General features: G+C 52.4%; 22 protein-coding genes. 14 read left to right on the top strand and 8 right to left on the bottom strand.

The annotated features are described in order from the left end of the window. Positions 1-59: 59 nt before the first annotated feature. Positions 60-299 carry a hypothetical protein gene (locus tag PHE17_RS02435; RefSeq protein WP_301014220.1) on the bottom strand — a complete coding sequence of 80 codons (240 nt, stop codon included), beginning with the start codon at positions 297-299 and terminating at the stop codon, positions 60-62. Between the two features lie 167 nt (positions 300-466). Here PHE17_RS02435 and PHE17_RS02430 point away from each other — a divergent pair, with 167 nt between their 5' ends. Beyond that, a complete protein-coding gene (locus tag PHE17_RS02430; RefSeq protein WP_301014219.1) occupies positions 467-1,342 on the top strand; it encodes an SPFH domain-containing protein in 876 nt (291 codons plus the stop codon). Continuing rightward, entirely contained in the window at positions 1,342-1,791 is a 450-nt protein-coding gene (locus PHE17_RS02425) for an NfeD family protein (RefSeq protein ID WP_301014218.1), read from the top strand. The genes PHE17_RS02430 and PHE17_RS02425 overlap by 1 nt, the downstream gene beginning before the upstream one ends. A gap of 53 nt (positions 1,792-1,844) precedes the next feature. Here PHE17_RS02425 and typA read toward each other — a convergent pair whose 3' ends face one another. Continuing rightward, a complete protein-coding gene (gene typA / locus PHE17_RS02420) occupies positions 1,845-3,692 on the bottom strand; it encodes a translational GTPase TypA (RefSeq protein WP_301014321.1) in 1,848 nt (615 codons plus the stop codon). A 143-nt stretch (positions 3,693-3,835) separates the two neighbouring features. Between typA and PHE17_RS02415 the strand changes: the two genes are divergently transcribed. The 7 genes from PHE17_RS02415 (at position 3,836) to PHE17_RS02385 (ending at position 13,575) form a co-directional block, all read left to right on the top strand. Beyond that, a complete protein-coding gene (locus PHE17_RS02415; protein ID WP_301014217.1) occupies positions 3,836-4,228 on the top strand; it encodes a group II truncated hemoglobin in 393 nt (130 codons plus the stop codon). Between the two features lie 375 nt (positions 4,229-4,603). Further along, a complete protein-coding gene (locus PHE17_RS02410) occupies positions 4,604-4,873 on the top strand; it encodes a helix-turn-helix transcriptional regulator (protein ID WP_301014216.1) in 270 nt (89 codons plus the stop codon). Positions 4,874-4,990: 117 nt separating this feature from the next. Beyond that, positions 4,991-7,408, top strand: coding sequence for a DNA topoisomerase I (locus tag PHE17_RS02405; protein ID WP_301014215.1), 2,418 nt, complete (start codon positions 4,991-4,993; stop codon positions 7,406-7,408). Continuing rightward, on the top strand, positions 7,408-7,965 hold the full coding sequence (locus tag PHE17_RS02400; RefSeq protein WP_301014214.1) for an L-threonylcarbamoyladenylate synthase: 558 nt from the start codon (positions 7,408-7,410) through the stop codon (positions 7,963-7,965). Before PHE17_RS02405 ends, PHE17_RS02400 begins: the two co-directional genes overlap by 1 nt. A gap of 119 nt (positions 7,966-8,084) precedes the next feature. Continuing rightward, positions 8,085-12,266 (top strand): hypothetical protein, encoded by a 4,182-nt coding sequence (locus PHE17_RS02395; protein WP_301014213.1) that lies wholly within the window; start codon positions 8,085-8,087, stop codon positions 12,264-12,266. Between the two features lie 16 nt (positions 12,267-12,282). Continuing rightward, positions 12,283-12,975 carry a hypothetical protein gene (locus PHE17_RS02390; protein ID WP_301014212.1) on the top strand — a complete coding sequence of 231 codons (693 nt, stop codon included), beginning with the start codon at positions 12,283-12,285 and terminating at the stop codon, positions 12,973-12,975. A 54-nt stretch (positions 12,976-13,029) separates the two neighbouring features. Further along, complete coding sequence (locus PHE17_RS02385) at positions 13,030-13,575, top strand: DUF1461 domain-containing protein (protein ID WP_301014211.1); 546 nt, start codon at positions 13,030-13,032, stop codon at positions 13,573-13,575. On the opposite strand, the gene PHE17_RS02380 is transcribed toward PHE17_RS02385, so the two are convergent. From PHE17_RS02380 to PHE17_RS02370, 3 genes are all read right to left on the bottom strand, one after another. Then, entirely contained in the window at positions 13,572-14,828 is a 1,257-nt protein-coding gene (locus tag PHE17_RS02380; protein ID WP_301014210.1) for an N-acetylmuramoyl-L-alanine amidase, read from the bottom strand. The genes PHE17_RS02385 and PHE17_RS02380 overlap by 4 nt on opposite strands. Positions 14,829-14,995: 167 nt before the next feature. Further along, positions 14,996-15,409 carry a tRNA (adenosine(37)-N6)-threonylcarbamoyltransferase complex ATPase subunit type 1 TsaE gene (tsaE, locus tag PHE17_RS02375; protein WP_301014209.1) on the bottom strand — a complete coding sequence of 138 codons (414 nt, stop codon included), beginning with the start codon at positions 15,407-15,409 and terminating at the stop codon, positions 14,996-14,998. Next, the gene (locus PHE17_RS02370; RefSeq protein WP_301014208.1) at positions 15,406-16,878 is read right to left on the bottom strand and encodes an NAD(P)H-hydrate dehydratase; all 1,473 of its coding nucleotides are present in this window, start codon (positions 16,876-16,878) and stop codon (positions 15,406-15,408) included. The genes tsaE and PHE17_RS02370 overlap by 4 nt, the downstream gene beginning before the upstream one ends. A gap of 77 nt (positions 16,879-16,955) precedes the next feature. Between PHE17_RS02370 and PHE17_RS02365 the strand changes: the two genes are divergently transcribed. Next, on the top strand, positions 16,956-17,855 hold the full coding sequence (locus tag PHE17_RS02365) for a DMT family transporter (RefSeq protein WP_301014207.1): 900 nt from the start codon (positions 16,956-16,958) through the stop codon (positions 17,853-17,855). 27 nt (positions 17,856-17,882) lie between these two features. Here PHE17_RS02365 and gorA read toward each other — a convergent pair whose 3' ends face one another. Both gorA and PHE17_RS02355 read right to left on the bottom strand, forming a co-directional pair. Then, positions 17,883-19,247, bottom strand: a complete 1,365-nt coding sequence (gene gorA, locus PHE17_RS02360) for a glutathione-disulfide reductase (protein ID WP_301014206.1) — start codon at positions 19,245-19,247, stop codon at positions 17,883-17,885. Between the two features lie 139 nt (positions 19,248-19,386). After that, the gene (locus PHE17_RS02355) at positions 19,387-20,121 is read right to left on the bottom strand and encodes a glutathione peroxidase (RefSeq protein WP_301014205.1); all 735 of its coding nucleotides are present in this window, start codon (positions 20,119-20,121) and stop codon (positions 19,387-19,389) included. A 170-nt stretch (positions 20,122-20,291) separates the two neighbouring features. Here PHE17_RS02355 and PHE17_RS02350 point away from each other — a divergent pair, with 170 nt between their 5' ends. The 4 genes from PHE17_RS02350 to PHE17_RS02335 all read left to right on the top strand — a co-directional run bounded on the left by PHE17_RS02350 (position 20,292) and on the right by PHE17_RS02335 (position 24,193). After that, complete coding sequence (locus tag PHE17_RS02350; RefSeq protein WP_301014204.1) at positions 20,292-20,579, top strand: hypothetical protein; 288 nt, start codon at positions 20,292-20,294, stop codon at positions 20,577-20,579. Between the two features lie 70 nt (positions 20,580-20,649). After that, positions 20,650-20,859, top strand: coding sequence for a hypothetical protein (locus PHE17_RS02345; protein WP_301014203.1), 210 nt, complete (start codon positions 20,650-20,652; stop codon positions 20,857-20,859). Further along, positions 20,856-22,715 (top strand): AAA family ATPase, encoded by a 1,860-nt coding sequence (locus tag PHE17_RS02340; RefSeq protein WP_301014202.1) that lies wholly within the window; start codon positions 20,856-20,858, stop codon positions 22,713-22,715. The genes PHE17_RS02345 and PHE17_RS02340 overlap by 4 nt, the downstream gene beginning before the upstream one ends. Positions 22,716-22,831: 116 nt before the next feature. Continuing rightward, positions 22,832-24,193, top strand: coding sequence for a hypothetical protein (locus PHE17_RS02335; RefSeq protein ID WP_301014201.1), 1,362 nt, complete (start codon positions 22,832-22,834; stop codon positions 24,191-24,193). Between the two features lie 6 nt (positions 24,194-24,199). On the opposite strand, the gene PHE17_RS02330 is transcribed toward PHE17_RS02335, so the two are convergent. Further along, positions 24,200-25,039 carry a transglycosylase SLT domain-containing protein gene (locus PHE17_RS02330; protein ID WP_301014200.1) on the bottom strand — a complete coding sequence of 280 codons (840 nt, stop codon included), beginning with the start codon at positions 25,037-25,039 and terminating at the stop codon, positions 24,200-24,202. Positions 25,040-25,131 lie beyond the last annotated feature (92 nt).

The following is a 25,131-nucleotide window of genomic DNA, read 5'->3' as shown; positions in this document are numbered from 1 at the left end:
CTAGCGGTTGGGCTGGCACTGGTTTCTCTCCATGACACCGCTGCCAGCCCTCATTTCTTTTAACCGCCCAAAGCGCGGTAACGTTCCATCAACGCATTAGTCACTTCCGTCACTTTCGGTTGCGCATCTGGGTCAACCAGCTCATGGATGAAGTCTAATTCGTCCAGAATGCGGTCGATTTTCTCGCGGGTATCGTAACTGTCTATGTCAGCAGCAATTTGTTGCAAATGCCTAGAAGGGTTATCAGCGATACGGGAAAGCCCCTTCAAGCTAGCGCCCCCCATCATGCCGTGATCCATAAGTTTTCTCCTTAATATGCCAAGATATTGACCCTTGACTATACCAGTTTGGGCAAGTTGCCAGCTATAACGTTTTTTCGTCGGGAAATATGCCAATTCCAACGCAGCAAGACTACACTTGGAAGCATCCATAACCATAAATACCTGACCCAAAAGGAGCTTATACCATGACTGCCTTTGCCCTTGCCTTCCTTGTCTTTATCGGCACAATCATTTTCATGGGCATCAAAATGGTGCCACAAGGCTATAACTACACCGTTGAGCGCTTTGGGCGTTACGTCTACACCCTGCAACCCGGCCTCGGCCTGATTATCCCGATCATTTACCGGGTCGGGCGCAAGGTCAACATGATGGAACAGGTGCTCGACATTCTCCCGCAGCAAGTCATCACCGCCGACAACGCCAACGTCAATATCGATGGCGTAGTGTTCTACCAAGTATTTGACCCTGCCAAAGCCTCGTATGAAATCACCAACCTGCAAACTGCGATCCTCAACTTAGTCATGACCAACCTGCGTTCTGTGTGCGGTGCACTGGAACTCGACCATTTGCTGAGCAAACGCGATGAAATCGGCACACGCATCCTCTCCATCGTCGACGAAGCCACCAGTGCGTGGGGCGTGAAAGTCTTGCGGGTCGAAATCAAGGACATCGAACCCCCCGCCGAACTGGTACGCGCCATGAACCTGCAAATGACCGCCGAACGCCAAAAACGCGCCCAGATCACCGAAGCCGAAGGTAAGAAGCAATCACAAATCCTCGAAGCCGAAGGTGCGAAATCTGCCGCTTTCTTACGCTCCGAAGCCCGCGAACGGGAAGCACTGGCGGAAGCCAAAGCCACCCAAATGGTTTCCCAAGCGGTTGCCCAAGGTGACGTGCAAGCGCTCAACTACTTCGTGGCACAAAAATACGTGGAAGCGCTGGGCAAGTTTGCTGACTCCAGCCAACAAAAAACCATTTTCATGCCACTTGATACCAGCGGCCTGATGGGTTCCATCGGCAGCATCAATGAACTGTGGAAAGCGATGAAGGATAAAACCTGATGGACATCCAACACCTTGAATTCTGGCATTGGCTAATTTTCGGTGTCTTATTGATGGCGCTGGAAGTACTTGCGCCCGCGATGGTGCTAATGTGGTTCGGTTTCGGTGCCATTGTCACTGGCATCGCACTGTGGCTGTTCCCCGGACTGGGGTTTGCCGGACAAATCCTGATGTTTGCGCTAGTGTCATTGGTGAGTGTATTCGGCTGGCGTAAATCCCATTTCCGTGAGGAAAACATCCGCTCCGACACACCCGACCTCAACAACCGCTTGCTCAGCCACATCGGCAAGGAATACGTGCTGACCGATGCCATTATCAATGGGAGAGGCACGATCCGGGTGGGTGATACCGCGTGGCGGGTACAAAGTGATGATGACATGCCCGCCGGAGCGCGGGTGCGTGTCACGGGTGTTGATGGGGTGATTTTCACCGTCACCCAAGCTGACTGACACAAAAAACCCGCCAACGAAGGGCGGGTTTTTTGTTTAGGCTAAAGAGAAACTTAGGCTTCTTCTTTCTTCGCTGCACCAGCACGCTTGCGGTCGTTTTCCATCAGGAAACGCTTGCGGATACGGATGCTTTTCGGGGTGATTTCGACCAGCTCGTCATCGTCGATGAATTCCATCGCCTGTTCCAGCGTCATGCGCAGCGCCGGGACAAGGATCAGGTTTTCGTCAGTACCAGAAGCACGAATATTGGTTAACTGTTTGGCTTTCAGCGGGTTAACCACCAAGTCGTTGTCGCGGGTATGGATACCAATGACCTGACCTTCGTAGACTTCTTCGGTATGACCGACGAACAGTCTGCCACGCTCTTGCAGGCTGAACAGTGCGTAAGCCAACGCTTTGCCCGTACCGTTGGAAATCAAAACGCCGTTGTGACGGTTGCCAATCGCGCCCGGTTTGAACGGTGCGTAGCTGTCAAATACGTGGTAAATCAAGCCAGTACCGGAAGTCATGGTCATGAAATCGGTTTGGAAGCCGATCAAGCCGCGTGATGGCATCAGGTATTCCAAACGCACGCGGCCTTTGCCATCGGGAGCCATGTCTTTCAGTTCAGCACGGCGTTCACCGAGTGCTTCCATGACTTTGCCCTGGCTGGACTCTTCGATGTCAACGGTCACGCTTTCAAACGGTTCCATTTTCACGCCGTCGATTTCACGGATGATAACTTCAGGGCGGGAAACCGCGAGTTCATAGCCTTCGCGGCGCATGTTTTCGATCAGGATGCCCAAGTGCAGTTCGCCACGACCGGAAACTTTGAATTTTTCCGCATCCGCCGTTTCTTCAACGCGCAAAGCAACGTTGTGCAGCAATTCTTGATGCAAACGCTCGTTCAAGCGACGTGAAGACGTGCCGGTTTTGACTTCTTTGCCCGCAAACGGTGAGGTGTTGACTTGGAACGTCATGGTGACGGTCGGTTCGTCAATGCTCAACGCTGGCAGTGCAACGACGTTATCCGGGTCACACACGGTGTCGGAAATGTGCAGCTCGTCCATACCGGAGAACGCGATAATGTCGCCTGCTTGCGCTTCGTTGACTTCGACGCGATCCAAGCCGTTGAAGCCGAGGATTTTCAGCACGCGACCGTTACGGATTTTGCCTTCGGTGTCGATGACTTTAACTTGGGTATTGGTTTTGACGCGACCTTGCTTGATACGCCCGATACCGATAATCCCCAGATAAGAGTTGTAGTCCAATTGGCTGATTTGCAACTGGAATGGTGCATCAGGGTCAACATCTGGTGCGGCTACACTATTGATGATGGTCTGGAACAAGGGGGTCATGTCGCCGCTGTTAACGGTTTCTTCCAAACCGGCAAAGCCGTTCAGGGCGGAAGCGTAAACAACCGGGAAGTCCAATTGCTCGTCAGTCGCACCGAGGTTGTCGAACAGTTCAAATACCTGATCCATGACCCGGTGCGGGTTTGCGCCAGGGCGGTCGATTTTGTTAACGACCAGAATCGGTTTCAGGCCGTGCGCGAAAGCTTTTTGGGTAACGAAACGGGTTTGTGGCATTGGGCCATCAACCGCGTCAACCAGCAGCAGTACGGAGTCAACCATGGACAGTACACGTTCTACTTCGCCACCGAAGTCAGCATGTCCGGGGGTGTCGACGATGTTGATGCGGTATTCGATACCATTTTCTGGGTTAGTCCAGCGCAGAGCGGTGTTTTTCGCCAAAATGGTGATGCCGCGCTCTTTCTCCAGCGCGTTAGAGTCCATCATGCGTTCGGTTACATCGGCGCGTTCGCCCAAAGTACCGGATTGTTGTAGGAGTTTGTCTACAAGGGTGGTTTTGCCGTGGTCAACGTGGGCAATGATGGCGATATTTCGCAGGTTCTGGATCACAACTAGAGTACTCAATGAATTCATGAAAGGCGCGATTATACTTACAATATGTTAATTTTCTAATGTATTTGCGAAATTACATGCGGATAGGCTTGAAATCGCCGTAGACTTGCGTTTTTTCGCCGCAACGGACGGAGTTATTGATGGAATTACCGATCAGAACCCATTACGACATGCTGGGTGGTGAAGCTGGCGTACTGCGTCTGGTGACCCGCTTCTACGATTTGATGGACACCTTGCCGGAAGCATGGGAACTGCGCAAGATTCATCAGCAAGACTTACAAGGCGCACGCGACAAGCTGTTCAAGTTCCTCTCTGGCTGGCTCGGCGGGCCGGGGCTGTATGAAGCGGAATACGGGCATCCGCGTTTGCGGGCGCGGCACATGCCGTTTCCGGTGGATGCCCAAATGCGCGACCAGTGGATGCTGTGCATGAACACGGCATTGGACGAACAGGTACAAGACGAGCTATTCAGAACGCAACTCAAGCGTTCGTTCACCAATGTGGCGGAACACATGCGCAACCGCGCGGGTTAGAAAAAAAGCCGGTCTTGCTACAGACCGGCTGCCCATACCAACCAAAGTGTTAGTTGAGGGAGATTCGGTTGGCATACACAAAAGGGTGGGAAGAATCCGGGTATTGCCCCCCTGTTTGGCAAGGACTCTTCCCATAGAAAAATTGCATACGCCTCGAACGCTAACAGAAAAAATGTAAACTGCGGTTTACACTTCCACATTTTCTTTATCGCCCGCCCCACACCAATATCACCAAGCCATTGATTTCACTGAAACACCCTTGAAATTCAGATACCCATAACTTTTGTCAATATGGAATTTTCCACCTTGTTGCAAAGCCGCAAAAGCGCAGAATTACCCCTAGTTTGAGGTGTCAGAGAGGGAGGCTTACAGCAAATGTCATCAACAGATTTGGCAAAATACATACAGGAGCGCATGAAAACGCTCAATCTTACAACCACTTCGGCAGCAGAGCAGTCCGGCATTTCGCGGCAAACGTGGCACAAGCTGAGGCAGGCAGACATTAGGGAAGCCAAATTGTCTACCCTGATCAAAGTAGCGGAAACCTTGCACATGAAAACGCCACAGTTGGTTGACATCTATTTCCGTCCAACCGGGTCGCCTTACCGCATCAACCAGCATTATGATGCCGCTCATCTGTGGTAACTGGATGAATTTCCCCACATCCGGTGCACAGTGCTTTACTTTTGCCTCGATTCCAAGCATAAAATGCGCCCTGTGATCAATCAGGACAGCGGCATCTACGGCCTGTACATATAAATAATGAGCGAAAATCTGGTAATCGTCGAATCTCCGGCGAAGGGAAAGACAATCCAAAAGTATCTGGGCAAGGGCTTTGAAGTCCTTGCCTCGTATGGTCACGTGCGTGACCTGATACCCAAGGAAGGCGCGGTAGACCCTAACAACAACTACGCCATGCGCTATGAAATCATCGACCGCAACCAGAAGCACGTCGATGCCATCGCCCGTGCGCTGAAAAAGGCCGATACCCTTTATCTGGCAACCGACCCGGATCGCGAAGGCGAAGCCATTTCATGGCATCTGCACGAATTACTGAAAGAACGTGGGGCGCTGAAAAACAAGACAGTCCACCGCGTGGTGTTCCATGAAATCACCAAACGCGCGATTCAAGAGGCCATCCAAAATCCCCGCGACTTGGCTTATGACCTTGTGGATGCGCAGCAAGCCCGCCGCGCACTGGATTATCTGGTCGGTTTTAACCTTTCACCGCTGCTATGGCGCAAGATCAAGCAAGGCTTGTCTGCCGGGCGTGTACAAAGCCCCGCTTTACGCCTGATTGTGGAACGCGAAGAAGAAATCGAAGCCTTCGTCACTCAAGAATATTGGACAATGACGGCGCAAACCGAAAAGGATGCGCAAGCCTTCACTGCCCGCTTGCACACCTTGGATAAGCGCAAACTCGACCAATTCGACATTAATAATGAAGCGCAAGCTGCCAGCGTGCGTAACCGCCTGTTACAAGCCGCGCAAGGCAAGCTGCTGGTCAGCAAGGTAGAAAAGAAACAGCGCAAGCGTTACCCCGCTCCGCCGTTCACCACGTCTACGTTGCAACAGGAAGCGGTGCGTAAACTGCGCTTTTCCACCCAACGCGCCATGCGCATTGCCCAGCAATTGTACGAAGGGATCGACCTCGGTAGCGGCGGCACGGTAGGTTTGATTACCTACATGCGTACCGACTCGGTGATTCTGGCAAATGAAGCGATTGCGGAACTGCGCGAGCTGATCGGGCAGCGTTACGGTCAAAACAAGTTGCCGGATAGCCCCAATTTCTACAAAACCAAATCCAAAAACGCACAGGAAGCGCATGAAGCCGTGCGTCCCACGTCTGCGTTGCGCACCCCGGAAAGTGTCAAAGCCTTCCTGAGCGAAGAACAGTTCAAACTCTACGAACTGATTTGGAAGCGTACCGTCGCTTGCCAAATGATTTACGCCACACTCGATACAGTATCGGCGGATTTGAATGCCGACGCAGGCAGCTTCTTCCGTGCTTCCGGCTCCACCATCCGTGACCCCGGCTTCCTGATGGTTTATGAGGAAGGCTTGGATGACCGCGCCAGTGAAAAAGAAAGCCCGCTGCCGCCACTGGAAGAAGGCGAAACCGTTACCCTGCACGACATCCTGCCAGAACAACATTTCACCGAACCGCCACCGCGTTACTCGGAAGCCTCCTTGGTCAAGGCACTGGAAGAATTCGGCATCGGTCGCCCGTCCACCTACGCCAGCATCATTTCCACCCTGTTGGCGCGTGAATACGTGGAGCTGGAAAACCGCCGCTTCACCCCCACCGACATTGGGCGCATCGTGATCCGTTTCTTGACGGAACATTTCACCCAATACGTCGATTACGATTTCACCGCCAATTTGGAAGACCAATTGGATGAAATTTCACGCGGGGAAAAGGCGTGGGTTCCGGTAATGGATGCGTTCTGGCAACCATTCCACACGCTGGTCGATGACAAAATGGGCAGCGTCAACCGCAGCGACGTGTTGCAATCCCGCGAATTGGGCGTCCACCCCGAATCCAGCAAGCCGATGTCAGTACGCATGGGGCGTTTCGGGCCTTTCGTGCAAATCGGCTCCAAAGACGATGAGGAAAAGCCCGTTTTCGCCAGCTTACGCTCCGGCATGAAAATGGACAGCATCACCCTCGAACAAGCGTTGGAGCTGTTCAAACTGCCACGTCAGTTGGGCGAAACGGAAGACGGCAAAGCCATCAGCACCAACGTCGGGCGCTTCGGGCCTTACGTCAAATACGGCAGTGAATACGCCTCGCTGGGCAAGCAAGACGACCCTTACACCGTCACGCTGGAACGCGCACTGGAACTGATTGCCGAGAAAAAGCAAAAAGATGCCGAAAAGCTGCTGCGTGACTTCGGTGATGGCTTGCACGTCATCAAAGGGCGCTGGGGGCCATTCCTCAAGCAAGGCAAGATCAACGCCAAGCTGCCGAAAGACGGCGACATCGACACCCTGACGCTGGAAGAATGCCAAACCTTGATCGCAGCAGCCACACCAGCTAAAGCACCAAAGAAAACGGCAGCGAAAAAGACGACGGACAGCGCCGAAAAGGCAAAGAAACCGGCAGAGGCTAAACCTAAACCTGCCGCCAAGAAGCCAGCAGCGAAAAAACCAACGACCAGCAAGAAAAAGGCTGGGTAATGGCGGGCGAGGCACTGGCTGCTGCCCTCCATGCCATCTGCTGCGGTGGGGTCATTGCCTACCCTACCGAAGCGGTTTACGGCCTTGGCTGTAACCCCGCCGACCTACTCGCCGTACAGCGCATCCTTGACCTCAAACAGCGCCCAGCTCACAAGGGGCTGATCCTGATCGCTGCCGATTTCAGCCAACTCGAACCCTACTTATTACCGCTGGACAGCATCCTGCAAACGCGGGTATTCCCCACTTGGCCCGGCCCGGTAACGTGGCTGTTGCCGGTAAATCCTGACGTTTCCCCGCTCATACGTGGCAAGCACGATACCCTCGCCGTGCGCATCACTGCCCACCCGCTATGCAGGGAATTGTGCCTGCAACTGGGACATCCGCTCATTTCCACCAGCGCTAACTTGAGTGACCAGCCGCCCGCCCGCAGTGCGCGGGAAGTGACGCAACAGTTCGGGCAACGGTTGGATTACATTTTGGATGCGCCGCTGGGGGAGCGGGATCAGCCGACGGAAATCAGGGATGGATTGATGGGAAACATCGTCCGCTCTTCCTGAAACGTTTTTTGCAACGTTTCATCAATTTTTCAGCAATTACGTTTGACTTTAAGCAGACTTTATCAAATCATAACCGCGCTTGATTAATCACGGATCAGATTAGACGAGGGAGTGGTTTGGTGATGAACTCATTACGGAAGTGTCATTGGCTTGTTGTTGTCTTTGTGCTCATGCTTGCTGGTTGTATTTCACCGGATAATGCTACCGTGGAAGGAACAGGAACACCGGACATCACCCAATGCGGCAATATTTCGGGCGTAGCTGACGGAAAGGATTTCGAGCCACAGAAGGCGGTGGTACATGGTGCTGATGGGCGCACTTATCCCGACTTGTTTTATATTGCGTGGGCACACTTAGATAGCCGCACTGATCTGCGCTTCCCAGCACGGGGTTACGATGCCGTAGGTTACGAAGACAAGCTATTGGTCAGCCGCCTCAACCCTGAAGGGACGAAATATGACTCTTGGCAAGTATGGCCTCCCAAGGACAACGATTGCAAAGACACTGAAAAAGTCCGCATCCATAGCTTTGATGTAGCACCAGATGGGAAAAGTTTATTCATTTCCATGAGCCGTGAAGAGATGAGCAACCCCAAGCGTAAGTTAGGCATCTATCGGCTGGACATTGCATCACAGACCCTGACCAAGATTTCCAAAGACAATAGCGTCGATTTCATGAATCCTGCCTACATAGGCAACGACCCCACCACCAACCATGAAATTTTATTGGTAGCCAAAACCGTACAAGACAATGAAATTCCGATTAACTATGCGGCCCGCAGCGTCTTAGAAGATGAATACGACCGCCACCCTACGCCACTGATCCACAAAATGGACACCCAAACAGGGGATACCATCCGCATCGGCTTCAATAACTCCCACCAAACCGAACCATCCGTGGTAGATGGCCCAAGTGGTGGCAAGCTGGTCATCTTTAATCAGTGGGAACACCAAGATGCGGTAAACCGTTTTTCCCTTTGGAAAATGCAAATCGACGGAAGCGACAACTTCACCTACTTCGGACAAGAATCCTCCACCGACCGTAGTAAAGCCAGCTTATATGCCCCTCGCGCAATACGCTCAGGACCTTACAAGGGTTACATTTTAATGGGACAAGGGGCTCGTACTAACCATGGTTTTGCGGAGGAAGGTCATATTCTGATGACAAACCGCACAAATCTTGACCTACGTAGCGACAAAATATTTCTAGAAAAACTAGTCAGCAATGGGGTTGACCAGAATATTTCTCGCACCCCAGAACATTACAACGATCAGAGCTTTACTTATGCCTACCGTGCAACGGTGGATAACACCTACGGTATTTATGTAAAAGACTACCCCGCCACGATCTCGGTCTCAGCTCCGCTCGACAACTCTCCTGGCAAATTGGTGATCTCGAACAACAACTACCACTTTATGCAACCGCGCAGCTTTTATCCCCCTGCATCAAAGGTGATTGTCCCCAGTGAAGGTGATCTCGATGAAAACCGGGTGTCCTTCACCAACAACCATCTGGGTGAGCACAGAGCGGGGTTCCTAGTTGAAAATATCACCATGTCAGACAATGGTGCGCAACATCAAGTGGGTAATCCTCAAATAGGAAATATTCTTCCTAGTGACTTACGCTTGCAGTTCTTCATCCCCTCCCACCATTTCGCAGACTCTAATGCCATCGGAATGAAAAACAGCCAAGAAATGATCATTCCCGCCAGTGATTTCATTGAACCCGAAAGCGATGGCTCCCTCGGTGTCATCCTGAAAACCGGGTTATACACATGGCGGTTGCATAAGCGTTTTTCAGGCGCAGGCTCAGACCGTAGTGATGTATGGGTTCCAATACGTGCTGAACGGCAAGAAGTCAGTTTTGTCAAAAATCGGGTAAATGGCTGCAACCAATGCCACATGGAGCGCAGCGAAGAAAGGAACCTCTTCTATGCAAACAAGAATGCCATTGCCACCCAAAAAATGCGCGGCGACCTGTCCACGCTCCTCGGAAGTGACAAGGATATTAGCCAATATAACTCAGCTAACCATATACCGGATTTCTACAATGACATCATTCCTTTGCTCAAAAAGCAGGGCAATGTCGATGGAAAATCCTGCATGGATTGCCACAATGCTAGAGATAAGTTAGACCTTGCCAACACAACTGGCATTTCCAATATTAACCCGACTTACCGTAACCTTCTGCTAGGAGCGCACAGCTTAAGTGATAACACTGGAGTAGTGCCCTTTGTAGACAATAGCATTAACCCGATGGGTGCAGAAGACTCTTACCATAAAGCACCTTTCTTGTGGAGCCTACTGTTAAATGATGATTTAACTGTCCCACCCGATGCCAACCATCCTAACGAATCCAGTCGCGTGCTTAACCGTGCTGGTGACTATGGCGCGGTATACAACACAACCGTGGCAACGGATATTGCAAACATAAACAATAGATACGATCACAGTAAACATTGGTCATCGGCAGACATCCAAAAATTTATTACTTACACAACGACTCAAATACCTGTTGGACTCTCTAACAAACTGAATACGACTTTTCAGGAAAGCAGCATTTCCCGTACCACACCACAGGCACAAAAAGCTTATCAGGCAATGGTGCGGCAATGCTTTGCCTGCCATACCAGTAATTTGACAGAAGGCATAAAAGATACAGGCTTTGGTCTGCCTTGGTACAAACGCTTCATTAGCACTGTTTGGCTAAGTGATCCCGACACCCGTTTTGTTGTCAAAACTCATTTAGAAAACAAAGGTGATGATAAGTATTCGCCGTATCCGTGGATCAGTGATTTAGTTAGCTCAATGGACAGCACACTCGCATCTGCATCCCAGCGGATTGATTTCAATACTCCAAATGAATCAGAACTATTAGTGTATGCCCGTGGTGGTAAAAATGCCGACGGTTCAGCAAACACACTCCACACTAATGTGTCCACAGACCATATCGCATTAAGTGTCACATCCGATGACTACAAGGCCATTGAGAATTGGGTAAAAAACACTGCTGGCATCACTAACCAACCACCTACCATAGATACGACGATACCAAACATCACATTGAAAGAGTACGATGACCCAGCATTCTTGCGCATTCCATATACAAACGATGACTTGGAAATTCAGTGGCACGACACTGACGGGGATTACTCACAACCTTTTATCAACGGCAGCGGAACTGCAACACACAGTTTCAATGACACCATGTTGGCACTAAAGTACCTAAGTTTCAATTCTGCAAAACTGAAAGCTTATGCGATCCTCGGCGACCGAACTACCAATTCTGCGGGTGTCACTGAGAGTCGAAACTTTGAGTTTACCGTTACCGATGGATTAAGCAGTAGCGAAGTTCAAAAAGTGCCCGTTACGGTGACATCCGACTATCAAGTGCCACGTCCCAGTACTCAGTTACCTGCCTCATCTGCCTTTTACACCGAGCGAGCTACTGGGATATTACACAAGCTCAATACGATGGGAGGCGACACGGTGGTCGGCACTGGCGCTATCCCCAACTATAACGGGGAGACGTGGACTACCATGTACCGCCGAGCCGACAAGGGCTGGCTGTATTTTGTGGAGCAAACTACCCAACGCATTCATGTCGTTGACGAAACTAATGCCAATTACTTGTTCAGCATCACCCTTGACCACACGCCGAATAAAGATTCAGACACTCATAAACAAACTGTCTCCCTGATCTGGTGGCGACCTGCTGAAGGTATTCTGGGAACCGACAATTACCGCGCGGGTGAATTGCAGGGCTTACTGGAAAGCAAACTGAGCAAACACAAAAATGGGGATTTTTATGTCGGTTTAGGCGACGGTGAAGCACCCATTTCCGGGACTGATAAGGTCGTAGTCCCTCAGTACCGTACCAAGCTAGTTGATGGCGGTAATACTGTAGGCGTGTACGTTTGGCGGCGAGCCACTTTTATGACGAAGTGGAATAATGATGCTGCTGATGAAGGTGCGATTGATCGTGTAAATGTACTCAATCTGGAAACGGGCAAAGCCAAACCCCTTGCATCTTACAGCTTCACTGAAAAAACCGTGGGTGGAGTAACTTATCCTGAACATAACTACCTGAACGTGCGGGCTATTGTTGTGGCGGAAGATGGGGCATTCTATGGCTTTAACAAAAACTTGAATCAGAATGTGGAAATCTTTAACTACGATCCATTATTAGGAATTCAGCAACCCGTGACCAATATCCCAACGTGGATCGGCACGCTGATTAACGACCCAATCAAGTACGCCACCCCATTCGTTGTCATTGATAAACGCCCGGTAACACCTTAAGGAAATCAGCAGGATTATGAAAATTTACCCCATCATCCTCGCCGTCATCTGCCTACTCCCTACTGCCTCCTTTGCAGAGGGAGCATTTGAAGTGGGTGTCTCCGGCGCAAAAATTGGTGATCTTGGTAACAGCAACGGCCTTGAAGCAGGCTACCGCATCACTCCCACCCTGCGCGTCCGGGGTGGCTATTCCACCTTGGACTACAAACAGGATAGAACTTTCAGTACCGGGCAAATCAAATTCACCGAACAGCTCAAGCAGAAGAACGCCCGCTTTACGCTGGATTGGTTTCCTTGGCAAGACAAAAACGGCTTCTATGGCAGTGCTGGCATCACGCACCTAGGTGATCCATCCACGTTGTCCGCTACAGTAACCCCTACTCCGGGTGTCGGATACTCCCTCAATGGTAAACAATATGCGGCAGCCGATTTAGGGAATATTACTGGTGCAGTGGAGACAAAAAAGACACTTCCCTACGTGGGCGTGGGGTACAATCATTGCTTTGGCAAAAAGAGTGGTAATGGCTGGTATATACAGGCTGAGGCAGGCCAAGTATCCGGCCTTTCTTCACAAATAAAAATGCAGTCCAGCAATCCCAATAATTGGTCAAGCCTACCGGCTGATTTGCAGGCATATGCAGATCAGGAAAGTACAAAATTGAAAAATAGCTATACACTGTACGGTATCACCATAGGATACCGTTTTTAGACAGTGCGACAAGCCAAGCTATTGTTGATTGGTGTGACTGCATTTTGTGTAGTCATGCTTTCCATTTTTCACTTGCTGCTAGAAACCAGCCATCCCACTGTTGAACCGGGGCTGCAAGCGCTCAGTAACTGGCTATGGGATTACCTCCTACAAGACCCTATTCCGAACCTGCCTAACACTGACTTGCTGGATATGCGTTCCCGGCGGCACATGCTGGATGTAAAACGCACCTTACTGGCTGTGCAACAAATATGGTATGTAGCATCAAGCTTGCTTGCGCTACTGGTGGCAATGCAAATCCGTAATAAACGGCTGTTGGTAAAATCGCTGTATTACACGTCTTATCTGGGGTTGGGCGTGCTAGGCATTGTAGGAGTGCTGACTTCATTGAGCTTCCGCTGGAGCTTTAACTACATACACCAACTGCTATTTACTAACCAGAGCTGGGTATTTTCCCTCGATAGCGCTCTGATCCAGCTTTTCCCGATCCATTATTTCCAACAATTTTTTATATATTGGAGCTTAGCAGGAGGCGTAACCTTCCTGCTCTTACTGTTTATTGCCAAACTGCTACGTGAGCGGGATTCCAGCAAAAATTAGGCATTAGCTGACTGCGCATCCGCCAGCGCCAGTTGGTAACGCTTCACGCCCTTAAACATGGCACTCGCCAAACGCTGCTGATAATCAGCGGTGCGCAAGCGCTTTTCCTCAGTCGGGTTGCTAATGAAAGCAGTTTCCACCAACATTGACGGAATGTCCGGTGATTTCAACACGATGAATCCTGCACTTTCCACGCGGGAACGCAAGGGGTTATTGACCTTCGACAATTCGCCCAAGATACCTTTTGCCACGTGCAGGCTGCGATCCATCATGGCATTCTGGCTTAAATCCAATAGCACGGAAGCCAAGCGATTACTGGTGTTATTCAAACTGCGGTCGCCGAATTTCAGTTCGTAAGAGTTTTCGCTTTCCGCCATCAAGCGAGCCGCTTCGCTGGACGCGCCCGTTTCTGACAGGATATAGACGGAAGAACCGCTGACCCGCGCATTGGGGTTAGCATCTGCGTGGACGGAAATGAACAGGTCGGCTTTCTGCCGGTGGGCAATGTCCATACGCTCACGCAGCGGGATAAAGGTGTCGGAATCGCGGGTCAGGATGGCTTTCATGCCTTTTTCCCGATTAATCCGCGCCTTGAGTTTACGGGCAACTTCCAGCACCACGTCTTTTTCGCGGGTTCCATTGCTGCCAATCGCGCCGGGGTCTTTGCCGCCGTGACCGGGGTCAATGACCACGATGAATTTGCCATGTGCGGGTTCGGAGGTAACTGGCTTTTCTTTGGTCTTTTTCGTGGAAGCGGGTTGTTTCGTAACAGGCTCTTCTGGCTCGCTAGCCGCCTTTTTCTTGCCGCCCGTGTTGCCACGTCCGGTAGGATTGATACTGACCTTGAGGACATTTTGGCTACCATCGGCTTGCATGGAGGCGCTGACGGACACTTCTTCCGCCACATCCAGCACTACCCGCAAACTGCCGTTCTCACGTTCAGCATAACGAATGGCGGTAACAGGTGGGCGGTCATGTGCCCCCTGCTTCAACTTTCCTGTCAGGCGGGTATCCGCTAAATCAATGACCACACGATTCGGGGAAGCGAGGGTAAAAACTTTGTGACCGACTGGCTCATCCAGCAATAGGGAAAATGTTACAGACCCGACGCTGCCTTCCAGCTTTGCCCCGGTCAGATGCCCTTTCACCTTGGCAGCCAACATGCGCGGGGCAACCAGTCCGGTAGCAACAGCACCAGCCAAAGCACCCAACTTCAGGAGGAAACCTCTTCGGGTAACGTTATTGCTATTCATGAACTTGATTCTCTCAAACACTCAGCGGCAAGCAAGCACAACACCCATGTAATGCCCACCACGTCACTGCCCTATAAATACGATGATTACCATAAGTATTAAACCAGACCGGGTGCTTTTTCAAGTGGTTTTTTATGACAATATTGCAACATCATGATAATTAACAATTAAGCCAATATAACATCCCTTGCCGACCCCGCATGATAGATGGACACCTGCAAATCAGGGATGGGCAACAATTCACCCACCTGCTCAGGCCACTCCACCAGACACAAAGCATCCGGGCGTAAATAATCGCGGATACCCATGTATTCCAACTCTTCCGGGTCAGCCAGCCGGTACAAATCGAAGTGGTAAATATCGCGGTTGCCCACTTGATACGGTTCCACTAGTGTGTAAGTGGGGCTTTTGACCACGCCGGTATGCCCCAGTTCCCGCAACAATCCGCGCACCAAGGTCGTTTTCCCCGCCCCCAAATCGCCGTGCAAGGTGATTAGCCCACCATTGGGAAAACGCCGTGCAAGCTGCGCCCCCAAGGCCAACATCGCCGCTTCGTCTTCAATGTGTAACTTTTCGGTCATGGATTCACCGTTTCGCGCAAACAGGCCAGTACATCACTCGCCAGCAGCCCGCGTTCGCCGCGTTCTGCCGCCTGATCGGCTGCCCGTGCGTGGGCGTAAACTCCCGTTTCGGCAGCCGCTGCCAATCCTAGCCCTTGTGCCAGCAAGCCTGCAATGATTCCAGTCAGCACATCACCCATACCGCCCGATGCCATACCGGGGTTGCCTGCCGGACACAGTGCTACCGATGTGGCGGAAGCGACCACCGTTCCGGCGCCTTTGAGCACGATGACACCGCCGTAATCGCGTTGTAAGCGACGGGCAGCGGCAACCCGATCCTGTTCCACCTCGCTGACCTCACAGCCCAGCAAGCGGGCAGCTTCACCCGGATGTGGTGTCAGCACCCAGTCATCGCGTTTGCCACGGGTTTGCGCCAATAGGTTGAGCGCATCCGCATCCACCACCTTAGGCAAGTCAGCGGTTTGCACCATCGTCAGTAAGCCGCGCGACCACGCGGTTTGCCCCATGCCGGGGCCAATACCGAGCGCATCCATTTTTTGCAGCAAGGGGCGTAAATGCACGGGGGATTCCACTGCGTAGACCATCAATTCCGGGCGCATCAAGTTGAGGGTGGGCGCATGTTCTTGGTGCGTGGCAATCGAAACCAGCCCGCTACCGACGCGCAATGCGGCTTCCCCCGCCAAACGGATTGCGCCGCTCATGCCTTGCGCCCCGCCAATCAACAACGTGTGCCCGTAATGCCCCTTGTGCGCCAGACGGCTGCGGGGCGGCAAATGCGCTTGCAGGGTATGCAAACCAAGGCAATGCATGTCGGTGGGAACTTGCGCATAGGCTGCATCCGGCACATCCAGCCGTGCGAGACGGATTTCACCGCAATAATCGCGGGCGCTTCCCGTCAACAAACCGGCTTTCAGCCCGATGAAAGTGACCGTCAACGCCGCTTTGACCGCACTACCGCACGGTTTGCCCGTGTCAGCGTGCAAACCCGATGGAATATCCACCGCCACCACGGGTGAGGCTTGCTGGTTAAGTTGCGCGACCAGTGCGGCATACACCCCTTCCAGATCACGATCCAAACCGATACCGAAGAGCGCATCGACCATCACATCCGCTATGGGCACAACGCCATCGAAGGGTAATGCACGCCCACCAGCGGCCTGAAAATCACTGTAGGCTCGTCGCGCATCATCCCCCAGCCGCAACACATCGCCCAAGCCCAGCACCGTGACTTGCCAACCCGCCTGCAAGGCCAGTTTCGCCACCACATAACCATCGCCTGCATTATTCCCGCCGCCACAAACGACACACACGGAACGCGCCTCCGGCCACTTTTCGCGTATGGCATCAAAAACCACTTGCCCCGCCTGCGCCATCAGCCCGGAACTGACAACCCCGCATTCCTGAAAAGCTACCCGTTCCAACTCACGTATTTGCGCGGCGGTATAAACTCTGTCTGCTATCGCTGTCATGATAAGTCGTCCTTTTCTGATCACATTGCACTATAGAGCTTATCCAGAAAATCAAAAGAGTGGGGGAAAATATTTTCATGCGGGAAAACACGACCAAGCAAGCCTTACACACCGGCTTATTATTCGCCATCGGTGGCACGGCACTATTTGCGCTCAAGTCCATTTTCATCAAACTGGCTTACGCCCACGGGGTCGATACCACCACCTTGCTGACGCTGCGGATGTTACTCGCGTTGCCGTTTTATCTGGCAATGCTGGTTTGGTTACTGCGCCAACCGGACACGGTTTTACCTTTGCCACGGGAATGGTTGGCCTTGGCAATACTGGGTTTCATGGGCTATTACCTCGCTTCGTGGCTGGACATGGAGGGTTTGCAGCACATTTCCGCGCAACTTGAACGTTTAACGCTGTATACCTACCCCATTATGACCACATTGCTGGGCTGGGTGTTCTTGCGCGAGAAAATCACCCAGCAAATCGTGCTGGCGTTAGTGTTGACCTACAGCGGCGTGATGGTGCTGTATTCACACGAAGCGACCTTGAGCGGCAGCAATGTGTACCTTGGCGTAATCTTGGTGGCGGCTGCGGCGTTGACGTTTTCCTGTTACGTAGTGTTCAGCAAACGGCTGATTGGAAAATTGGGCAGTTTGTTGTTCACCAGCATAGCCATGTTGGTTTCGACGGTATGTGTGTTCGTGCATTTTGCCGCGACACATTCGCTGGAAACGTTAGCCCGCCTGCCCTCACCCGTGTGGGGCTACGGGGTGTTGCTCGCGGTGTTTAGCACCTTAATTCCAAGCTTTATGGTCAGCGAGGCCATTGCACGGATTGGAACGGCGAAAACCAGTATTGTCGGCACAATTGGCCCCGTTTTCACCATTGGCTTGGCGGTGCTGATACTGGGTGAACCGTTTGGCTGGTTTCATTTGGCGGGGATGGTATTGGTGCTGATTGGCGTAAGTTTGCTACGGAAGTAGGGGCGAAAAATCTTCCGCCCCACAGGATTATTTCATTGTGACCATTTCTTCGGCACTGACGGGATGAATGGCGATAGTGTCATCAAAGTCCTGCTTAGTCGCCCCCATACGGATAGCAACCGCAAAGCCCTGCATCATCTCATCCACACCCAAACCGATGGCGTGGCAACCGACGATCTTTTCTTCCGCACCGACCACGACCAGCTTCATCGCGGTTTTGGCCTTGTGCTTGACGAAGGAATAATACATCGGGGTGAATTCAGTGCTGTACACCTTCACCGTGTCGCCGTATTGCTCCCGAGCCGCTTCTTCCGACAAACCAATCGTGCCAATCGGCGGATGCGTGAACATCACGGTGGGAATCAGGCTGTAATCCAGCTTGCGGTCTTTCATGCCACCGAACAAACGGTCGCCGAGACGACGACCTGCCGCAATCGCTACCGGAGTCAGTTGCACGCCGCGCTTATTGATGATGTCGCCAATCGCGTAGACACCGGGAACGCTGGTTTCCTGACAGTCGTTCACGTCGATGAAACCACCGGGGGCGAGTTCCAGACCAATGTTTTCCAGCCCAATGTCGTCGGTATTGGTCTTGCGCCCAATCGCCCACAACAACTGATCCAAGCCTTCCAGCGTGCTGCCGTCGGCGTAATGGACGCTCAATTTACCGTCAGCCTGCTTTTCGACGCTGGCAATCTTGCCCGTGTCGTTGAACTGCACGCCGTCGTGTTCCATCTGGGTGCGCAGGGTTTTCCGCATCAGGTTGTCGAAACCGATCAGCACCGGGAAACCTTGGTGCAACATGTGCGTTTCTGAACCCAGTGCATTCAGCACACCCGCCAATTCCAGCGCGATGTAACCGCCACCCACGACCGCGACTTTCGCAGGCTGTTCGTCCAGCTCGAAAAAGCCGTCGGAGGTGATACCATGTTCTGCCCCCGGAATATCGGTTGGCACAATCGGGCGACCACCCGTGGAAATCACGATGTGGTCAGCCGTGTAAGTTTCGCCATCAACATTCAGCGTTTTGGCATCGACGAAACGGGCATGGCCTTGGATCAGGTCAATGCCCGCTTCAGCCAAAAAACTATCCATGTACCAGTCAGTAATCCCGCCGATCATGTTATCGCGCTTGCTGACCAGCTTGCCCCAGTCCAATTTGCCGGGGGTTGTGGCGAAGCCGTAATCTTGGGCTTCGTATTGGGCATGAGCCAAATTAGCGGCAAACCACATCACCTTTTTGGGAACGCAGCCCCGGTTAACGCACGTACCGCCGAGGTCATCATTGACTTCCACGACAGCGCACTTCGCACCGTGCTTCGCGGCCTTTTCGACCACTGACAAACCACCGCTGCCCGCGCCGATGGCGATTAAATCGTAATGTTGGCTCATGCTTTGCTCCTTGTTTGTACCCCTCACCCCAACCCCTCTCCCTCAAGGGGAGAGGGGCTAAAGATGAAGAAACCATTGTTGTGCTTTCCCTCTTGTTCCCCCTCGCCCCTTGAGGGAGAGGGGGCTAGGGGGTGAGGGGTTATCTTGCCGTCAACCACGCTTCCAGATCACTTGACCCGCCGATGCGCTCACCGTTGATGAATACCTGCGGAACCATATCAACGCCTGCGACCGCACGCAAACTGCGGTTGGTGTAATCTTGGTTCAACACCAATTCGTCGAAACCAATTTCAGCGTCTTTCAACATGCCTTTAGCGCGGGCGCAGAACGGGCAACCGGGGCGGGTGAATACCACCACATCCAACGGCGCTTTGGTTTCTGGTGAAATGTAAGCCAGCATGGTATCAGCGTCGGAAACTTCAAACGGGTCGCCCGGTTTGTTTGGCTCGATGAACATTTTCTCGACCACGCCGTCTTTCACCAGCATGGAATAACGCCATGAACGCTTGCCGAAACCGATGTCATCTTTGTCCACCAGCAAGCCCATCGCATCGGTGAATTCGCCGTTGCCGTCTGGGATGAAAGTCACTTTGTCGGCTTTCTGGTCAATTTTCCACTCGTTCATCACGAAGGTATCGTTGACGGACATGCAGATGATTTCATCCACGCCGAGTTTCTTGAACGTATCTGCCAACTGGTTGTAACGCGGTACGTGGGTGGAAGAGCAGGTCGGGGTAAATGCGCCCGGCAGTGAGAACACGATCACGGTTTTGCCCGCAAACAGCGCATCACTTTGCACATCAACCCATTCGTTGTTTTGGCGGGTGTGGAATGTAACGCTAGGGATGCGTTGGCCTTCTTTATTCGGGAACATGGTTTTCTCCTTGAATTGATCGAATGTGGCGCAGTATAAGCATCTGCTCATACATTTCAAAGCGGATTGTTTCTAACGTTACGATCTATTTAAGCGATTACTGGCGCAGGCGGTTACAGCGCGTGCTACAGTCATGGCACTATCCCTAAACATAAACGCGAGGTATCTGCATGTCTGTAACTCTGTGGGTTAATACGGCGGTAAGCGTAGCAGGTGTCGTGTTGGGGGCATTCTTCGCAATGGGCAGCGTCATCAGCATCGCCAATATGAAAGTGCCGTGGGCAGGTGCGCTCTTGGTCGCGGCAATGGGGGTTCCGGTTGCGTTTGCCATTTCAGGCATTGGCGCGTGGTGGGCTTCTGCACAGGGCGCGGCGCAACTCGTCACGTACTTGATCGCCTTCCCGTGGGTTTACCTCGTGGCGTTTGTGCTGGCGATGTTGGTTTCTTTCAAGCTGTAACACTTCCCAACCTGCAAAATTGCGCTTCTTCGCATATAGTTATAGGGAAATATTTATGTAGAGGACAGTTATGTCGTCAAAATCAACACCAGATTTCCTCCAGAGCCTACGACCAGAGCAATTAAAAACGGCGGTCGCACGGCGTTTTGCGGATTTTTGCCTGCAAGACTTCCCCGCCCATGCCAATGCGGATGGTTTCGACCCACAGGTGTATGCTGACGCCGTAAGCTTGGTTATTGCGCGGCTGGAAGCCACCCGCCATACGGAGCCATCGGCATGATCATTACTGCACTCCTCGCCAAAGATTTCCGCAAATACGAACATTTGCAACTGGACAACCTGCCGGAGCGCGGGCTAGTCGCCGTCACCGGCGGCAATGAATCGGGCAAAAGCAGCATTGGGGATGCCATCCAATTCGCTCTGTTCGGCTGTACCGAGCAATTCGGCGCAGATGAAGCCACCAAACTGATCCGCTGGGGAACCCCACAAGCCAGCGTTACCCTGAAATTACAACACCGGGGCTTTGAATACCGCCTGATCCGTTCCATTAACCAAAGTGGCGACGTGATGGCAACCCTGTTTTCGACGGAAGAAGGCTCCACCCTCGCCGACACCCCCGAAGCGGTGGAAAAACAGCTCAAATCCCTGCTCGGTTACAACCACAAAGCCTTTATCCAAGCCTTTTACTGGAACCAACAAAACGCCCAGAGCGCCCAAAGCGATACCGATAACCTGCGCTCGGTGGCAGGCTTAAAAGAATATGCCCACCTGAACGAGCAACTGCAAAGCGAAAACCGCGAGCGCATCCAAACCATCGAGGGCATGAATGCCCGCCGCAAGGAAAGCCAAGCAGCCCTGAACGCGCAACAGATTGATGACGCACGCTTGCCAGAATTGGAAACCGTGGGTTCCGCACTGGAAGAACGCCAGCAATATTTCCTGCAACTGGCGCAACGGGTGGATAAAGAAGCCGAACGCTATCCCGAGAACCATGAGCTTTTCCTAGTACTGAAACAGCACGTGGAACGCATGGGCATCTGGACAAAAGTAAGCCTGCTGGTGTTCGTACTGGCATTACTGGCTGGGGTATTCCTCCTATTCGCCCCGCCAGCCAGTAGCCATTGGCTGGCAAGCCTCGATAGCGGCTTGCGTGACACGCTCGGCAGGACTGCTATTCGGGTGGCTGCTATCACTGCCCTAATCAGTGCCGCATTGCTGCTTTACGGCTGGTATCTCGACATCCGCCGGATGCGCCCGTTACGCCAGCAGGCCAGCAACCTTGCCAACACCCTGCGGGAAGGTTTCCACATCACCAATACTCCCGCCAACGAGCAATTGGAAGGCACAAGCGCCGCGTATTACCTCTTACAAACGCAGACCGACATCCCTACCCACAGCAGTGACCACGCCGACATTGCGGTACTCCCGGAATGGGCGAAATCCGCCGAACGTTATGAAATCCACCCCAGTAACGTCCAAAGTGCCGCCGATGCGCTGAATGTCAGCATGGAAAACCGCAACCGCGAGTTTGGCAAATACCTGCGTTCCCTGCACAGCGACATCGACCGGGAACACGACCAACTGAACCAACGCACACGGATGCAAGCCAGCCTCGACCAACAGGAAGAAGCACTGGAATACATCCGCCGCGACCGGGTTATTTTCGACACCGCCATCGACCTGCTGCAACGCAATGCGGGGCATTCCATCGGGCGCTTCAACCAACTGGTGCGCCAACGTTGTGGGGAACTGCTCAAGCGCTTCACCCACGGGCATTACGAATCACTCGAACTGATGCCCGACTTCAGCCTCAAAGTGTTGTCGGAAAAGAAAGGCGATTACTTGGATTTCAACGAAATTTCCGCTGGAACCCAACGCCAGATTGCGCTGGCAATGCGGGTGGCGATTGCCAATGCGCTGGCAGATAACACCCAAACCGCCACGCAATTGCTGTTCCTTGACGAGCCGTTTGCCTTTTTCGACCCTGAGCGCACCACCAGCACCCTACAAAGCTTGCAGGAAACCAGCCAAGGGGCGGTCAGCCAAATTTGGGTCACGGCACAAACATTGCCGGAAGGTGCTGCGTTTGCGCGGGTCATCCACTGCCCACAAGGTAGTCCAACGCTCGCCGCTTAGAAGACCGAATATTCGCCGTTTACCGCATCTTCCGTACCACCAGACTAAAATAGCAGGACAGGGCAAGGCTGTGTATGCAGTCTTGCCCCTAATAACATTAATCAGGAGGAACGGACATGCCACAAGGAACCACCCACGACTTCCATTCGCCCAACGGCGTCACCGAGAGCTGTATTGCCCTGCCCGAGATGCCCGATGGCGTTTATACCCGCAAGGATAAGGCGAAAGAGGAAGAACTCGCCCAAATTGATTTTTACGCCGAACACATCGCGCTATGCCCAAAAACCTGGAGCACCAGCCCCGGCACAATGGTGCGTGACATCAGCCGTACTGGGCAATCGCAAGCAGCCTATGAAAGCCAGTGTAAAGGCAAAGCCGTGCCCTCGACCGTCGATAAAGTGGCTGTATTCAAGCAGACCATGAACCAAAACAATACCAGCGGCACATTCTCAATGGCCTCGCTGCTGTATTACCACTTCTCACGCTATTTCGACACTTCGGTCAAAGTGCCCGTGGCGGTATACCGGGAAATGGATCGCACTGCGCATTACCAGCGCGTCACCCGCCGGGGCAAAGCGCAAGCCACATCCGGTATGATTGCGGCGGGGTGGCAACATTTGGCGGCGGCGGAACAGAATCCCGCAGGTTTTTCAGCGGCGGCAAGCCTGTTTACCCGTGATGGCAAGAAAATCTATGGCAGTTTGCTGAAAGGCAAAGGCACGCGCTATGGGATGGAAATCAACGGGGTGCGCTCCAGTTGGGGAACCGTGCAGAACGAAGAGTTCCAACGTACCGCGCCTTACGCCGCCCTGAGTTTGGATATGCCGCTGTTGCAGGCGATTGATGCCGGTAAAAAGCTGGCGTTCAAAGATGCCAAGGTCAAAAGAGACACTGTAGATGCCTCCGCCTTCCAGATGATGTACTGGATGAAGGAATTGACGGAAATCGTGCTGTTGGATTTCATCTTCAGCCAGCAAGACCGCATCGGCAACATTGATTACCAATGGCAATGGTATTGGGTTGAAGGCGGCAAGGTGCAATCGCAAGACGAGAAAAGCAAAAACAGCCGCCGGGATATGGGCAGCATTAAACCACCCGCCGAAATTGCCGCATTCTCGCCGGTACTGTTACAGCGCACCTTCCTCAATGACAATGATGCTGGTGGGCGCGTCGAATACGCCAACTTCGCCAAAAAGACCGGGATGTTGCAGAAACTGCGCCATTTCAGCGCCGATACTTACACCCGTTTGCTGCAATTGAACCAAGATTTGCAGGCGGGCGGGGCAAGTTTGCAATACATCCGCGACAATTTCCCGCTGGACAACGGGCAGGTAAACCAGATCATCAAGAATACCCGCTTGGCACTGGAAATCCTGTATGACACTTGTTCCATCGGCAAACTGCGTTTTGATTTGGACGCACCCAAGGACTTTTTCTTGAGCGGTAATGTGACGGTGGCAACTCCGCCTTGTGCCTAATGCCGCTTAATTTGCGCTATTAATCAACTGAGCGATATTCCACAAACTCGGCACGTATTCCACTGCCGCTTCCAGTGATTTATCGTCCGGCCTGATTTTGTGAGTGGCATACAGGCGGTGGTAAAAGTTGGAAAAGTTCGCTTCAATGCCGTCCGCTTGCAAATCGGCAATCATGCGTTTGACGTTACCCGCCCCCCAGTTAAACGAGGTAAAAGTCAGCAGCCACGCATCGCTTTCTGAAAATTTGGCGACATTGGCGAAATAGAAATGGTAACGGTGCAAATGGACTTGCGCGGCTTCGGTGCTGAGCGTGGCGTTTTCCCGCAGTGTGTCGATGTCGGTTTCGCGTACACTTACGGGAACGTAATCCAGCGTTTGGATTTCTTTGATAACTTCCGGGATGAGCTGCCAGTAGCCGTAATCGCCTGACTTTTCGCCTTTTTTGCCATGCCATTGGGATTCGATGTAGGGGATTAGCAAGATGGTGTCGGGCATCCCTTTGAGGTCGGTAGATTGCACAAAGCTGTAGGAACGGCGGAAGGCTTCGTTGTAAGCATTTTTGCCGTGTTCGTCGCGCCACGTGATGTTGTTTTTGACTTGTTTGGCGACATGCAGGAAGTCTTTTTTGCCCGCCCCTTGCAGTGAGTTGTCCAGAAAGAAGCGGAACAGTTCGTACTGTTTGTTTGCCAAATTTTTCAGCGACGGTTTGGCTTGGGTTTTATAGGCTACTTTATGCCATTCTGGTTCGCTGGCAGCTTGGGCAGCGCCTGCGAGCACGGCACAGGTGAACAACAGGGTTAGGATACGTCGGTAAAAGTGCAGGAAGCTATTTTTTCGTTGTAACATGGTGTGGCTGTCTTTTACGGCAAATAGTCGCAGTGTTAATGGATGAAGGCTTCCATGTTATGATGTTTCCAATGGGAGGGAAACTACAAGCC

This window comes from Thiothrix sp. (assembly GCF_028714775.1).
Lineage (GTDB): Bacteria > Pseudomonadota > Gammaproteobacteria > Thiotrichales > Thiotrichaceae > Thiothrix.
The sequence above is the reverse complement of the archived record's forward strand: the minus strand, read 5'-3'. Positions and strand labels throughout refer to the sequence as shown.

Excerpts from the sequence above, each read along its gene's own strand:
- PHE17_RS02435 (WP_301014220.1), bottom strand. The coding sequence starts at position 299 with ATGGATCACGGCATGATGGGGGGCGCTAGCTTGAAGGGGCTTTCCCGT.
- PHE17_RS02430 (WP_301014219.1), top strand. The coding sequence starts at position 467 with ATGACTGCCTTTGCCCTTGCCTTCCTTGTCTTTATCGGCACAATCATT.
- PHE17_RS02425 (WP_301014218.1), top strand. The coding sequence starts at position 1,342 with ATGGACATCCAACACCTTGAATTCTGGCATTGGCTAATTTTCGGTGTC.
- PHE17_RS02415 (WP_301014217.1), top strand. The coding sequence starts at position 3,836 with ATGGAATTACCGATCAGAACCCATTACGACATGCTGGGTGGTGAAGCT.
- PHE17_RS02410 (WP_301014216.1), top strand. The coding sequence starts at position 4,604 with ATGTCATCAACAGATTTGGCAAAATACATACAGGAGCGCATGAAAACG.
- PHE17_RS02405 (WP_301014215.1), top strand. The coding sequence starts at position 4,991 with ATGAGCGAAAATCTGGTAATCGTCGAATCTCCGGCGAAGGGAAAGACA.
- PHE17_RS02400 (WP_301014214.1), top strand. The coding sequence starts at position 7,408 with ATGGCGGGCGAGGCACTGGCTGCTGCCCTCCATGCCATCTGCTGCGGT.
- PHE17_RS02390 (WP_301014212.1), top strand. The coding sequence starts at position 12,283 with ATGAAAATTTACCCCATCATCCTCGCCGTCATCTGCCTACTCCCTACT.
- PHE17_RS02385 (WP_301014211.1), top strand. The coding sequence starts at position 13,030 with ATGCTTTCCATTTTTCACTTGCTGCTAGAAACCAGCCATCCCACTGTT.
- PHE17_RS02380 (WP_301014210.1), bottom strand. The coding sequence starts at position 14,828 with ATGAATAGCAATAACGTTACCCGAAGAGGTTTCCTCCTGAAGTTGGGT.
- tsaE (WP_301014209.1), bottom strand. The coding sequence starts at position 15,409 with ATGACCGAAAAGTTACACATTGAAGACGAAGCGGCGATGTTGGCCTTG.
- PHE17_RS02370 (WP_301014208.1), bottom strand. The coding sequence starts at position 16,878 with ATGACAGCGATAGCAGACAGAGTTTATACCGCCGCGCAAATACGTGAG.
- PHE17_RS02365 (WP_301014207.1), top strand. The coding sequence starts at position 16,956 with ATGCGGGAAAACACGACCAAGCAAGCCTTACACACCGGCTTATTATTC.
- gorA (WP_301014206.1), bottom strand. The coding sequence starts at position 19,247 with ATGAGCCAACATTACGATTTAATCGCCATCGGCGCGGGCAGCGGTGGT.
- PHE17_RS02355 (WP_301014205.1), bottom strand. The coding sequence starts at position 20,121 with ATGTTCCCGAATAAAGAAGGCCAACGCATCCCTAGCGTTACATTCCAC.
- PHE17_RS02350 (WP_301014204.1), top strand. The coding sequence starts at position 20,292 with ATGTCTGTAACTCTGTGGGTTAATACGGCGGTAAGCGTAGCAGGTGTC.
- PHE17_RS02345 (WP_301014203.1), top strand. The coding sequence starts at position 20,650 with ATGTCGTCAAAATCAACACCAGATTTCCTCCAGAGCCTACGACCAGAG.
- PHE17_RS02340 (WP_301014202.1), top strand. The coding sequence starts at position 20,856 with ATGATCATTACTGCACTCCTCGCCAAAGATTTCCGCAAATACGAACAT.
- PHE17_RS02335 (WP_301014201.1), top strand. The coding sequence starts at position 22,832 with ATGCCACAAGGAACCACCCACGACTTCCATTCGCCCAACGGCGTCACC.
- PHE17_RS02330 (WP_301014200.1), bottom strand. The coding sequence starts at position 25,039 with ATGTTACAACGAAAAAATAGCTTCCTGCACTTTTACCGACGTATCCTA.